Origin of the sequence: Streptomyces sp. BR123 (assembly GCF_013401435.1) — a bacterium.
In the GTDB taxonomy this organism is placed as follows: Bacteria; Actinomycetota; Actinomycetes; order Streptomycetales; family Streptomycetaceae; genus Streptomyces.
On the sequence record NZ_JACBGN010000016.1, the window covers coordinates 41,516 to 53,695 of the forward strand.

Here is a 12,180-nt window from a genome sequence, read left to right on the forward strand (position 1 = left end):
AAACGAGCGTGTCCAGCATTTTGTCGGTGGGGGGCCAAGGGCCTGCCAGGTGACGTTCCATCAGTTCAGGGTCGGTGCCGTTGCCGGCCGGGGAGGACCACCCGGGTCGCCCGTTGCGGGACGATGATGTCCGGCCGGTTCACGGCCGCCCCTGGCCGGGGCCTCGGGCACCGGCATAACGGGGGCAGGAACTGCCCGACGGGGCTTCGCACCTAGAATAGTCGTTTCGTTCCACCGCGATTGCAGCTTGATCGAGCATCAGATCCACGCCGGATGTCTGTCAGGACTGTCTCGCACCACGCTCTGGTTTGAGAGGACTTCTGCGAATCCCGACTCGGGGCAACGTGATCGGTTTCGGCATGTGCTGAGAACTCTCGCAACCAGTCATTTATTGTTTCGGATCAATACCACAGCAACGAGCGTCAGAACGGGAAGCAGCACCTTGATTCCCTGCAAGCCCTTAGGAAGCCACCCGGAATACGCCGGAAACGTGCCGTAGGCCGCTGTAAGAAACCCCGACGGCGGGCGGCGGAGTCGTGCTCAGTGGTGAATATTACAAGATGTATTTACTTCCCGCTGGTCACATGTGCGCCCGGGCGCTCCGGTTGACCAATTGTGCAGGGTCGCGGCGGGTGGGACGATTCGGGGAAGTACGCGCGGAATCGACTCCTGAAGGTCACGGGCGCCAGGTTATGGGACTGCAGGGCTGAAATCCTCAACTCGCTCTGACACTCGTCGAATTCGGGAGTCCGGTCGAGAGGAGTCGGCAATGCCAGTCGGTCAAGCCCCGCCAGAGGACGAGAAGTCCGGAAGTTTCCCGTCCGCCGCCCTGCCCCTGGTGGCCGACGCCGACACGATCCCGGTGGGGCCGGCACCCCACTCCGTCGCCATGCGGCCCGACGGGTTGCGCGCCTACGTGACCAACTCGGGCGGCAACACCCTGAGCGTGATCGACACCGCCGCGGGCACCGTCGCCGCCACCATCGCCGTGGGGGCCGGCCCGTGGGCCGCAGCGGTCACCCCCGACGGCCAGAACCTCTACGTGACCCTGCCCGGCTCGGGGACCGTCGCCGTCGTCAGCACGGCCACCGACACCCTCGTCACCACCATCGGCGGCCTCAACGCTCCGCGCGGGCTGGCCGTCACCCCCGACGGGACCCGCGTCTACGTGGCGAACTCCGGCGCCAACACCGTCAGTGTCATCGACACGGCCACCCACACCGTCACCGGCACCATCGCCGTGGGAAACGGCCCCCAGGCCATCACCGTCCGCCCCGACGGGCTGCGGGCCTACGTCAGCAACTCCACCGGCACCACCGTGAGCGTGATCAACACGCTGAGCAACACCGTCGCGACCACCCTGACCGGCTTCAACGCCCCCCTGGGCATGGCCGCCACGCCCGACGGGACCCGTGTGTACGTGGCGAACTCCGGTGCCCGCAAGGTGAGCGTCATCAGCACGGCCACCCACACCGTCACCGACACCATCACCGTCGCGAGCAACCCCTCCTACCTGACCGCCTCCCCGGACGGAACACTCGTCTACGCGTCCATGACCGGCGCGGGCTCGCTGACGGTGATCAACCCCAGCAGCAACAGCATCAGCGAAACGATCCCCGGATTCACCGGACCCCACCAGGTCGCAACCACACCGGACAGCGGATACCTGTACGTCGCCGACCACGGCGCCAACACGGTCCGCGTCCTGCGAAGGCCGGCCGCCATCTCCCCCAACACCGGCCCCCACGGCGGCGGAACGACCGTCACCATCAAAGGCCGCGGCTTCCTCGGGACGACCGCCGTCCGCTTCGGGACCCGGCTGGCCAAGGACTTCACCGTGGTCAGCGACACCACCCTGACCGTCACCGCGCCCTCCGGCATCCGATCAGCCGTGCCGGTCACCGTGACCGCCAGCGGCGGAACGGCGATCGTCGGCCACTACTACTACCGCCGGCTGCCCGTCGTGAACCAGATCTCGGCCGCCTCCGGATCGATGAGCGGCGGAAACGTCCTCACCCTCACCGGACAACGGTTCGTCGGGGTCAAGTCCGTACGGTTCGGCACCGTTGAGGTACCCGCCACCGTCCTGTCGGACACCCAGCTCACCGTGACCGTCCCACCGTCGGCCCTCGCCCGCACCGTCCCGCTCTACATGGTCAGCAAGGGCGGCGTCTCCAACAGCCTCGCCTACACCTACATCGGCAGTCCCACGATCACCAGCATCAGCCCGACCTCGGGGCCGCGCACCGGGAGCCGTGTCGTGAACCTCAACGGCACCTTCCTGTCCCAGGTGACCGGCGTCACGTTCGGCGGCGTTCCGGCTCTCTCGTTCAAGGTCATGTCCGCCATCAAGGTCCAGACGGTCACACCGCCGACGGCCACCCCCGGCCCCGTGGCCGTGGTCGCGACGACCTCCACCGGAGCCACGGCCACATCCCCCGTGCCGTACACCTACACCTGAGGCGGCCGCAGACGGGTGCGGAGGCCGCCGTCTATGTCAGGCATAGCGGCCATGGACCGGTCCACGAGGGAACCCGGTTCGGCCACCGGGTTGATCTCCTCCATGTGCCCTTCCTTCCGTGAGGGGTGAGGGCCGGGTACCCCGTCCATGGGGTGCCGGCCTGCTGGTGTCGGGGCTACGCGGTGGCGGTGGTCGGCATGATGGGCGGGGTGATGCTGTAGCAGTCCGAGCAGGTCTCCTCCTGGACGGCCAGTGCCGGTCGTTGCGGGCGCCGAGGACTACGGCCATGCGATCACGGCGATTCGGGCGACATGTGGCTCGCCCCGGCGCGCCTGCACGCGGCCACGTCGCGCGGACGCCGGCGGCGGCAGAGAGTGGGAGATCCCCCTGACCGAGTTGTATACGGTGGGGGTAGAGCGATGACGAACGCGGCCATGCCGGCCCTGCGGGCCCCTGCTCCGTGACCTCGCCCCGCCGCGGCCGGTGATCTGCGCCATGCTCGCCGTGCTGTTGCCGGAGCCGGCCGACCCGGACGCTCTACTCCAGCCGCACCCAGCGATCTATCGTACGGAGACAAGTCACGGCTGAGGGGGATCATTGGCTCTGACAGCGAAAACGCTGATCGATGCAGCAAAGAGGAAGCAAGAGCAGGTAGACCGCAAGAACCCGGCGCACCCCGACGAAATCGCGCAGTCCCAAGCCGCCGCCAACCTGGCCCTCGCCCAAAGCAACGTCGAACTCGCGGATGCCATCAAAGCCCTCACCGAGGCGGCTGGAAAGAACAGCGCGACCATCAAGGACGCCATAGTCAACCTGTCCGCCAAGCTTGCCGAGCTCGCCAAACGTTGAGCAGTCAGCGCCCCCACGTCGGCCCGGTCGCGGGCTGGCGGCTGACCGGCTGACCGCCGTACGAACAGAGCCTGCCCCTGTCAGGGGTAGGCTCTGCGCTTCCCTGGGGTGCGGGCCGCTCACGTTCCGCCGATGTCCGGGGTCCACACGGCCGGCCCGCCGCCGCGCCACTCGATCAGCAGGGGGTCGTCCAGGCGGACGACGTCGGGGTCCAGGCCGGCCCTGCGCAGGAATTCGAGGAGGTCGGCGGGGCCGAGGGCGCGGCCGAGCATCTCGCCGTCGCAGCGGACGCGGCGCCCGCCCTGGGCGTTCGGCGGATACACGACCACCCGCGGGCGGGGGCTCATTTCTCCACCCTGCCGGTACCCGGTCACTCCAGCACCCCCAGTGCAGTGTCGGGGCGGCAGTGGATACAGGCAGGCACGCCCTCGGCCAGCAGCCGGCGCACCTGCTCCGCGGACGCGGGCGCGCATCGCGTGCCGGTGGCCCAGCAGTCCCCGGTGTGGACGCGGACCGGGAGACCGTGGCACCGGCTGGCACGTCCTTGGCGGCGGTCCTCCGCTTCTGCCGCGATGTCCAGTCCCACCGGATGACGGCCCCATGGACCAGGCGTTCAAGAACCCTGGACCGCCGTTTTCCGACATGATCCGGAGCCATGACGACCACTCAGGAGTCAGCGCACGACGCGGACGCGCTCGTCGCCGAGCCGCTCGTGCGCACCGGGATCAGAATCGGGTACGCCCGGGTGTCGACCGGCGGGCAGAACTGGAGCGGCAGCTCGACGCGCTCACCGCCGCCGGGTGCGGGAAGAGCTTCGCAGGAAAGTCAGGAAAGGACGCGCGCGACCGGCCGTCGGGCTGGCGCGAGGGCGGCCCGGGCGTCTGGCGCACGGCCTTCGCGGCGGCCTGAGGGGCGTCCCCCGACGTCCCGACGGTGTTCACGGCGTGGCGGTGTCTTCCGGGGCTGTTTCGGGTTTCGTGTGGAGGATTTCGCGGGCTTGGCCCGCGGCGCGGACGATGCTCTCGGAGACAAAGTCGACGAACCGGGCGACGTTGTCGAGACGGGCGGCGGCCGGGGTGTCGGGGCCCAGGATGCCGACGCCCTGTCGTGCGGTTGCGGCGAGTTGGGCGGTGGAGCGGGCGCTGGCCATCATCGACTGGTACCAGACGTCGGCGTCGACGACGTAGCGCTCGCGGCGGCGCTCGTCGCGTTCCCGGCGGACGAGGCCCTGGTTCTCGAGGAACCCGACCGCCTTGGAGACGGAACCCGGGCTGACCTGGAGGCGCTGGACGAGTTCGGACGCGGTGAGGCTTCCCGCGTCGGAGAGGAAGACGGAGACCAGGACCCGGGCCGTCATCCTGGGCAGGCCCGATTGCATGAAGACGGTGGTGAACACCTCCTCGTACTCGCGTACCGCCTCCGCGTCGCGTCCGTGGGGCTGCGGTGGCGCCCCCGCTTCTCGGGGAGCGGCCTGCTTGCGGCGGCGGGCGCGATGTCCGGTGGACCGGTGGGCGAGGTCGGCGCGGTAGGCGGTCGACCCGCCGTTGCGCGTCACCTCACGCGTGATCGTCGAGGTCGGCCGGCCGAGGCGTCTGGCGATCTCCGCGTAGGCGAGGCCGTCGGCCAGTCCCAGCGCGATCTGCTGACGTTCGGGCTGGGTGAGCCTGCCTCCCGGCATCGGGGTCTCCTTCGTGGTCCGTGATGTCTCCACCATAGCGTTCAAGCCAGACCCATTGCAACGAAGAGGACGGGGTTGTTGCATTGAATTCAGAGCCGTTGCAACAATTTTCCCACCCTGACCTGCATTGATGTTCGGTAAGCGCAACGAATCCGTTGCCAGATCCTTGAATGCAACTTAATGTTTCCTCTGTCAGAAACCACGAGTCGGAGGAGAGCACCATGCAGATGTTCAACACCCCCGCCCCGGTCGCCGCCGTTCTCGACGTCCCCGCCGGACGCATCCGGTTCATCGCCGCCGACCGGGGCGACACCACGGTCGAGGTCCTGCCCGCGGACGCCTCCAAGAGCCGTGACGTGAAGGCCGCCGAGCGGATCCACGTCGCCTACGCCGACGGTGTCCTGCGCATCGAGGCCCGGGAGGCGAACAACCGGATCCTCGGCAGCTCCGGTTCCGTCGAGGTGACCGTCCAGCTGCCCGCCGGCTCCCGCGTCGAGGCGAAGACGGCCAGCGCCGGGCTCCGGGGCGTCGGCCGCCTCGGCGACGTCGCCTTCGAGAGCGCGCACGGCACCGTCAAGCTCGACGAGACCGCCGCCGCCCGACTCGCCCTTCAGGCCGGCGACGTCTCCGTCGGCCGCCTCGGCGGCCCCGCCGAGATCACCACCCAGAAGGGCGACCTCCATATCGCCGAAGCCGTCCGCGGCACCGTCACCCTGCGCACCGAGCACGGACAGATCGCGGTCGGCGCAGCCCGCGGCGTCTCCGCCACCCTCGACGCCGGCACCGCCCACGGTCGCATCCTCAACGCCCTGAACAACACCGACGGCGCCAGGGCCCTCAACATCCAGGCGACCACCGCCTACGGCGACATCACCGCCCGCAGCATCTGAGCACAGCGGCCACCCACGTTCACAGCAGACACGAAGGAGCACACCACCATGTCCCTCACACCGAAGAGCCCTGCCGGACAGGACCGGCCGGAGCTCCAGAAGGCCGTCCAGGAGATCGTCGATTCCGGGTTCGCCGGGGTGCAGTTGCGCGTGAACGACCACAACGGCGAGTGGGTCGGCAGCGCCGGGGTGGGCAAGCTGGGCGAGAGCGCCAAGCCGCCGACCGACGGACGGTTCCGGATAGGCAGCAACACCAAGACCTTCACCGCGGCCCTGGTACTGCTGCTGGTCGCCGACGGCAGGATCGGACTGGACAGCCCGGCGGACGACCACCTGCCCGAGTACGGGCTGGACCGGCGGGTCACGGTGCGGATGCTGCTCCAGCACACCAGCGGGTTGTTCAACTTCACCGGCGAGTACTACGAGGACGGGACGACCGCACCCGGGATCCCCTGGCAGGGCCAGGACTGGGTGGACAACCTGTTCCACACCTACCGGCCGGAGGAGCTGGTACGGCTGGCGCTGTCCAAGCCGGCGCGCTTCGAGCCGGGAACCGACTGGAGCTACTCCAACACCAACTACGTCCTGGCCAGGCTGCTGGTCGAGAAGGTCAGCGGCCGTCCGTTCGCCGAGGAGATGCAGCGGCGGATCCTGACTCCGCTCGGCCTGTCGGGCACCGTGGTGCCGGACGCCTCGCCGGAGATCCCCGAACCGCACGCCCACGGCTACTACACGTACCGGCACGACGGCCACTGGAAGACGGTCGACGTCACCCGCGCGAACGCCTCCTGGATCTCCGCAGCCGGCGACATGATCTCGACCACCCGGGATCTGCACACGTTCTTCTCAGCCCTGATGAGCGGCCAGCTCCTCCCGACGCCGCTGCTGGCCGAGATGCGCACGCCGCATCCCAAGCTCGGCTACGGCCTGGGCCTGTTCGTCCAGGAAACGGACCACGGCGGCACCATCTACACCCACAACGGCGGCATGTGGGGCTGGGCGGCCCTGATGTACAGCACGCCCGACGGCGCCACGACCCTGACCGCCTCGCTGACCACCGGGGACGCCGAACTCGACTTCGCGCAGGCGGGGGCGTTGTTCGCGAAGGCGCAGCAGCGGCTCGTCAACGAGGTGTTCGGCGGCGGGCAGACGGCCGGACCGGCCCGGCCGGCGCGCTGAGCAGCGTCACAGGCATCCAACGGTTCTTCAACTTTCACGGGGAGATTCATCCCCGGGCTTGACCTCGGCTTCAGCCCTCCCCGCAACACTGGATCGGCGACTGGACAGCACCGCCCTGCCTCGCCCAGTACACCAGCCGTAGCCACTGAGACAACTCTGCGTCGCACTGACGTCCGCTCTGCGCCCGACGCTCTCCAGCGCCTCCAGTAAGCCGAACAAGCGGCTCCAGGAGCCCCTGACCCACGAGACCCAACCTGAGCGGAAACCGCAGGTCAGAGCACAGGAACGGCAGCGAGCAGCGAGCTCAGGCGGCCTCGTCATCACCTGCCGGGCGTACTTCGGATTCGGCCGCGACGGCACCGCAGACGCGGGCCGGTTCGCGACCTCAGCGTGGCCGTCGCCCCCGCCCACCCGGCCGCCATCCTGGCCGCACAGGAGACAGGAGCGACGGACAGCGACCTGCACAAGCTGGTCGCGGAGGCCATCGCAGACGCCTACTTCCGTTCAAGGCGGCGATGGCCGCGCGGGCCTGAAGGTGGAATTCGCCGACGTGGAGTGGCTCGACATCCAGTTTTAGCAGCGCAATTCAAGAGCGCTGTAGACCTCGTTCACCGGCCCGCCGAACTGCATCACCCGCCAGCCCCCGTCTCCGATACCGAACTGAAAGCGAGACCTGATGAACACGTCCGACGGGTGGCGGCGCCGTGTCCCCGAGGCCCGCGGCCGCGCCGGCGCTCCGCACACGCCGATCGACTACGCCCAAATCGGCCGGTCCTCGGTACGGCGCCGCGCGCGAGGCATGACGCCCAGCGAGGCGGGAGAGGCTCTCGAGGAGGCCGAACTGCACGCACACCTGGACCGCCGCGACGAAGCCGCGGCCGACGACGGCGGCCGCCGTGAAGCGGAGCTCGCGGAGTGGCAGCACATCGTGCTGCTCGCCACGATCGGCGGCCCGTACCACCCGGACGCCGACGTCGTCGTCCAGGAGGAGCCCGCCGAAGCCCGACGCCGCGAGGAAGTCGAGCAGCAGCGCCGCCAAGAGCAGCAGCGCCGCCAAGAGCAGCAGCAGATCGCCGACCGAGCCGATGAACTCCTGTAGGGGGTGTTTCGAAATGTGCTGGTCACAGCCACTCATTGATGGCTGCGTCGTGGACTCTGGCCTCGTAGCGGGTGGCGATCGCGGCGGCGCGGTTGCGAAGGGCAGTGCGCAGTAACGCCGGGGCCAAGGCTTCCGCGTCCGTGCTGAGCTGCCACAGCGCCCATTCGGCGTGTCTCAGATCCTGGAACGTCACCTCCAGCCGCAGCCAGCCGTCTGCGTCGGGTTCTGCGGCACGGACGGCCACCACAGTGCTCAGCAGGTCCTCCCGCCGCTCAGGGTTCACCCGTACCAGCACGGCGATATGGTCGCCGGATAGAAACTGTGCGCAGCGTTCCCGCCAGACCCGGTCCAGATCAACCGCGTTTGGTCGCTGTGCCGGTTCGGGGAGTTCCTCGGCGGCCAGCACCCGCGACAGCCGGTAGGTGCGGTCCGCGCCAGATCTCGTGGCCAGCAAGTAACCACGGTCGCGCACCGTGACCAGACCGATCGGGTCCACCGTGCGCCACTGCGGTGCCTGGTCCGTGGCCGCGTAGTGGATGCGCAGTTTGCTTCCGGCGAGCACCGAGCGCCGGATCTCGATCATTGTCGTGCCGGGCACCTCCTCGGTGACCGGCCGTCGTGAGAGCAGGTCGGTCTTCGGCTCGACGAGAAATCGCTGGGCCGCGTCGCTCGCGGTGGCCTGATGGCTTTCGGGTAGCGCGTCAACCACCTTGCGCATGGCGGAAGCGAGCGCCGAGCCGAGTCCGAATGCCTGCTCGCCGCGCCCCGATCCGGCGGTCAGCAAGGCAAGGGCCTCGTCTTGGTTCAGCCCAGTGAGCTCGGTCCGGAAACCGGGCAACAGCGCGAACCCGCCGTGCCGACCGCGTTCGGCGTAGACCGGGACGCCGGCTGCGGACAGCGCCTCGATGTCGCGCAGCACGGTACGGGTGGACACCTCAAGCTCGCGGGCCAGTGTGTCCGCGGTCAGCCGACCGCGCTGACGCAGCAGCAGCACCAGCGAGACCAGCCGATCGGCGCGCATACGAGGACCTTATCGAATACATGACCAAGGGTGTCATCTCTTCTTGGGAGGCTCGTGAGCGTCGACGTCATCAATGGCGACTGACGCGCCGATGACGTCCGTACTCCCAACGAATCGCATGGAGCTGATGTGGCAGTGGAACGAACGGCAGTCAACCCGGTGACCTGGTCCGTGGAGATGGGCTTCAACCAGGGCGAGATCGTCTCCGGGCACACCCGGACCCTGTACTGCTCCGGACAGACCGCGATGAGCGGCGAAGGCAAGCCGCAGCATGACGGTGACATGGCCGCACAGCTGGCGCTGAGCCTCGACAACCTGGAGGCCGTGCTCGGCGAGGCCGGCATGTCCCTCGCGAACCTCGTCCGGCTCAACCTCTACACCATCGACGTCGATCTACTGTTCCCGCACTACGGCGTGCTGGCGTCGCGATTGGGCGCCGCGGGGGTGGCACCGACCACCACGATGCTCGGGGTGACAAGGCTGGCGATCCCCGGCCAAATGGTCGAGCTCGAGGGGACCGCCGTCGCCTGAGCGACCTCGCCGCCTCTGCCGCTCGGGGGATTGCCGGTGCCGAGCGGGCAGGCCTCGCCGCTGTGGAGCTGCTCAGCACCGGGCAAGCCTTGGAACTCCCAACGAAATGATCTTCGACGTGGTTGGATTACTTCGGAATGATCCGGGGGCGAACTCGCCACGCTTCTGCCCCGTCGGCTCAGCCTTGATCGCAGTGGGGCGAACGGTTCGGCGGTGGTGGGACACAGAAGAGAGTGTCCATGTGGGCGCATCCACCCCGGCACTGATATCGGACGCCGCTACCGGGTGACAGCCTTTGCCACGGCCGTCGCCCGGGTCCAGGCCGACCCAGGTTGGACTGCCTGGCCAAGAAGCTACGTAAATAGGAGATCAACGAAGTGCGTGTGTTGTTGTCGACATATGGGTCGCGTGGGGACGTCGAACCGCTGGTGGGGCTCGCGGTGCGGTTGCGGGAGCTTGGTGCGGAGGTGCGGGTGTGTGCACCTCCGGACGAGGACTTCGCGGAGCGGCTGGCCGGGGTCGGCGTGTCCGTGGTGGGTGTCGGGCAGTCGGCACGCGCGCTGACGACCGCAGCTCCCCCGCCGTCGACGGGCAATCTGCCGCAGCGTGCGGCGGAACTGATCGCCAGCCAGTTGGAGGTGATGCCCGCGGCGGCCGAGGGGTGCGACGTACTGTTGGCGACGGGGGCGATGCCGGCCATCGCCGGTGCGCGGTCTGTGGCCGAGAAGCTGGGCATCCGCTACGTGTCCGCGATCTTCCAGCAGCTGACCCTGCCTTCGCCGCAACGCCCGCCGCTCGCGTACCCCGGGCGGCCGTTCCCGCCGGAGGTGACCGACAACCGGGCACTGTGGGAGCTGGACGCTCAGAGCATCAATGCGCTGTTCGGTGAGGCGCTGAACACCAGCCGGGCGTCGATCGGCCTGCCCCCGGTGGACAACGTCCGCGACTACGCCTTCGGAGACCGGCCGTGGCTGGCTACGGACCCGGTGCTGGACCCGTGGCTGGAGACGCCGGACCTCGACGTCGTACAGACCGGCGCGTGGGTGCTGCCCGACGGGCGGCCGCTTCCGGCGGAGCTGGTGGCCTTCCTGGATGCGGGCGTGCCGCCCGTGTACGTAGGGTTCGGCAGTATGGCCGTGCGCGCCGGGGAGGATGCGGCCCGGCTGGCCATTGAGGCGGTCCGCGCGAAGGGCCGCCGGGTCCTCATCGGGCGCGGCTGGGCGGAACTGGGCCTCATCGACGACGGGGACGACTGCTTCGCCGTCGGCGAGGTCAACCATCAGCAGTTGTTCGGACGGGTGGCTGCCGTCGTGCACCACGGTGGCGCTGGTACGACGACGACGGCCGCTCGGGCCGGCACTCCGCAGGTGGTGGTGCCCCAGTTGGCGGACCAGCCGTACTGGGCCGGCCGGGTGGCCGAGCTGGGCATCGGCGTAGCCCACGACGGCCCGGTTCCGACCGTCGGGTCCCTGTCGGCTGCGCTCGAGACAGCCCTGGACCCGGAAACCGGCAGCCGGGCGCAGGCCGTGGCCGGCACGGTCCGCACCGACGGGGCGATGGTGGGCGCGAAACTGCTGCTCGATGCTGTCAGCTGAGAGAAGCGAGACGGGTCCGCGAGAATCACGCGGACCCGTCCTGCCAAAGACAGTGCCTGGCGCCGGGCTGCACTGCCACCTCGGTACGCCAGAGAGGCCGCGCAACCGCTTCACCGTCCTCTCCGACCTCGACCGCCTCCCTGTCGCGGCCCGTGCCGAGTGAGGCCACCTCCTCCTCGACATGCTTCGCGAGGTCCCCCACGTACCTGCCGAGCACTGCAAATGACGCTTCCGACGCCTCCTCCACGAAGACGGCACCGGCCTGCTCATCGTCGGTGCGGCCACTCGCTTCGACCGCACCATCCAGGGAGCCTTTGCCGCCCCCGTTCAGCTGCTCCACCACGAAGTCCGCCCTCACCGGACGACCGGGGAATCCTCCACCCTCGGCGTCCTGCTCACTCCACGCCACGACGGACGGCGGCCGTGGGATACCAGCACCGTCCGTGTCCACGGCGGTCTCGACCTGCCGCCCGAGGGCCTAAAGCTCTACCAGGACGGCTGGAACCGCGCCCTCGAAGAGGGCAGCGTCGCAGACGACGCCAGTACCGGACAGATCCACCTGCCCACCGGAACGTGAAGGCACGCCTTCACACGACGGGGCCCTGCGGCGCTCAACCACCTCCCGCCGGCATCCGTGGGAACCCGGGTCACCAGAGGATCGGTCCACAGGTGGAAACCTCCTCGATGGTGTCCGCGATGAGGACGGGCAGAGGTTCCCTGGCCCGTTCCAGAATCTTCTCGATAGGGCACTGGGCTTGATCCGCTTTGACGGACATCAGTGATCAGGGGCTTCGGTCCCGGAAGGATGATGTCCATCATGGAGAGCATGGGGAAGAAGAAGCCTCGCCCTCGCCGCTCGTTCACGTCGGAGTTCAAA

The 12,180-nt window shown here is 68.9% G+C and carries 12 protein-coding genes; 7 read left to right on the forward strand and 5 right to left on the reverse strand.

Annotation, left to right across the window (positions count from 1 at the left end; genetic code table 11):
• Positions 1-769 precede the first annotated feature (769 nt).
• Positions 770-2,461, forward strand: a complete 1,692-nt coding sequence (locus HYE82_RS04690; RefSeq protein WP_179172632.1) for an IPT/TIG domain-containing protein — start codon at positions 770-772, stop codon at positions 2,459-2,461.
• A gap of 597 nt (positions 2,462-3,058) precedes the next feature.
• Entirely contained in the window at positions 3,059-3,310 is a 252-nt protein-coding gene (locus HYE82_RS04695; protein ID WP_179172633.1) for a hypothetical protein, read from the forward strand.
• Positions 3,311-3,429: 119 nt separating this feature from the next.
• On the opposite strand, the gene HYE82_RS04700 is transcribed toward HYE82_RS04695, so the two are convergent.
• From HYE82_RS04700 to HYE82_RS04705, 3 genes are all read right to left on the reverse strand, one after another.
• The gene (locus tag HYE82_RS04700; protein ID WP_179172634.1) at positions 3,430-3,657 is read right to left on the reverse strand and encodes a hypothetical protein; all 228 of its coding nucleotides are present in this window, start codon (positions 3,655-3,657) and stop codon (positions 3,430-3,432) included.
• A gap of 23 nt (positions 3,658-3,680) precedes the next feature.
• On the reverse strand, positions 3,681-3,896 hold the full coding sequence (locus HYE82_RS37675; RefSeq protein WP_309144194.1) for a DUF6233 domain-containing protein: 216 nt from the start codon (positions 3,894-3,896) through the stop codon (positions 3,681-3,683).
• A gap of 351 nt (positions 3,897-4,247) precedes the next feature.
• Positions 4,248-4,988, reverse strand: a complete 741-nt coding sequence (locus tag HYE82_RS04705) for a helix-turn-helix domain-containing protein (RefSeq protein WP_179172635.1) — start codon at positions 4,986-4,988, stop codon at positions 4,248-4,250.
• A 221-nt stretch (positions 4,989-5,209) separates the two neighbouring features.
• On the opposite strand from HYE82_RS04705, the gene HYE82_RS04710 reads away from it, so the two are divergent.
• The 3 genes from HYE82_RS04710 (at position 5,210) to HYE82_RS04720 (ending at position 8,156) form a co-directional block, all read left to right on the forward strand.
• Positions 5,210-5,878, forward strand: a complete 669-nt coding sequence (locus HYE82_RS04710) for a DUF4097 family beta strand repeat-containing protein (RefSeq protein WP_179172636.1) — start codon at positions 5,210-5,212, stop codon at positions 5,876-5,878.
• Positions 5,879-5,926: 48 nt separating this feature from the next.
• Positions 5,927-7,057 carry a serine hydrolase gene (locus HYE82_RS04715; protein ID WP_179172637.1) on the forward strand — a complete coding sequence of 377 codons (1,131 nt, stop codon included), beginning with the start codon at positions 5,927-5,929 and terminating at the stop codon, positions 7,055-7,057.
• A gap of 676 nt (positions 7,058-7,733) precedes the next feature.
• Positions 7,734-8,156 (forward strand): hypothetical protein, encoded by a 423-nt coding sequence (locus HYE82_RS04720; protein WP_179172638.1) that lies wholly within the window; start codon positions 7,734-7,736, stop codon positions 8,154-8,156.
• A gap of 22 nt (positions 8,157-8,178) precedes the next feature.
• Here HYE82_RS04720 and HYE82_RS04725 read toward each other — a convergent pair whose 3' ends face one another.
• Positions 8,179-9,177: a YafY family protein gene (locus HYE82_RS04725; RefSeq protein WP_179172639.1), complete on the reverse strand. Its 999-nt coding sequence runs from the start codon at positions 9,175-9,177 to the stop codon at positions 8,179-8,181.
• Between the two features lie 135 nt (positions 9,178-9,312).
• Here HYE82_RS04725 and HYE82_RS04730 point away from each other — a divergent pair, with 135 nt between their 5' ends.
• Together HYE82_RS04730 and HYE82_RS04735 are read left to right on the forward strand one after the other, a co-directional pair.
• A complete protein-coding gene (locus HYE82_RS04730) occupies positions 9,313-9,708 on the forward strand; it encodes a RidA family protein (RefSeq protein WP_179172640.1) in 396 nt (131 codons plus the stop codon).
• 377 nt (positions 9,709-10,085) lie between these two features.
• Positions 10,086-11,303 (forward strand): glycosyltransferase, encoded by a 1,218-nt coding sequence (locus tag HYE82_RS04735; protein WP_179172641.1) that lies wholly within the window; start codon positions 10,086-10,088, stop codon positions 11,301-11,303.
• A gap of 25 nt (positions 11,304-11,328) precedes the next feature.
• Here HYE82_RS04735 and HYE82_RS04740 read toward each other — a convergent pair whose 3' ends face one another.
• Positions 11,329-11,646: a hypothetical protein gene (locus HYE82_RS04740; protein WP_179172642.1), complete on the reverse strand. Its 318-nt coding sequence runs from the start codon at positions 11,644-11,646 to the stop codon at positions 11,329-11,331.
• Positions 11,647-12,180 lie beyond the last annotated feature (534 nt).

What these genes read in the sequence shown, in the direction of transcription:
- HYE82_RS04710 (WP_179172636.1), top strand. Translation starts at nt 5,210, where the DNA reads ATGCAGATGTTCAACACCCCCGCCCCGGTCGCCGCCGTTCTCGACGTC.
- HYE82_RS04690 (WP_179172632.1), top strand. Translation starts at nt 770, where the DNA reads ATGCCAGTCGGTCAAGCCCCGCCAGAGGACGAGAAGTCCGGAAGTTTC.
- HYE82_RS04725 (WP_179172639.1), bottom strand. Translation starts at nt 9,177, where the DNA reads ATGCGCGCCGATCGGCTGGTCTCGCTGGTGCTGCTGCTGCGTCAGCGC.
- HYE82_RS04715 (WP_179172637.1), top strand. Translation starts at nt 5,927, where the DNA reads ATGTCCCTCACACCGAAGAGCCCTGCCGGACAGGACCGGCCGGAGCTC.
- HYE82_RS04705 (WP_179172635.1), bottom strand. Translation starts at nt 4,988, where the DNA reads ATGCCGGGAGGCAGGCTCACCCAGCCCGAACGTCAGCAGATCGCGCTG.
- HYE82_RS04720 (WP_179172638.1), top strand. Translation starts at nt 7,734, where the DNA reads ATGAACACGTCCGACGGGTGGCGGCGCCGTGTCCCCGAGGCCCGCGGC.
- HYE82_RS04700 (WP_179172634.1), bottom strand. Translation starts at nt 3,657, where the DNA reads ATGAGCCCCCGCCCGCGGGTGGTCGTGTATCCGCCGAACGCCCAGGGC.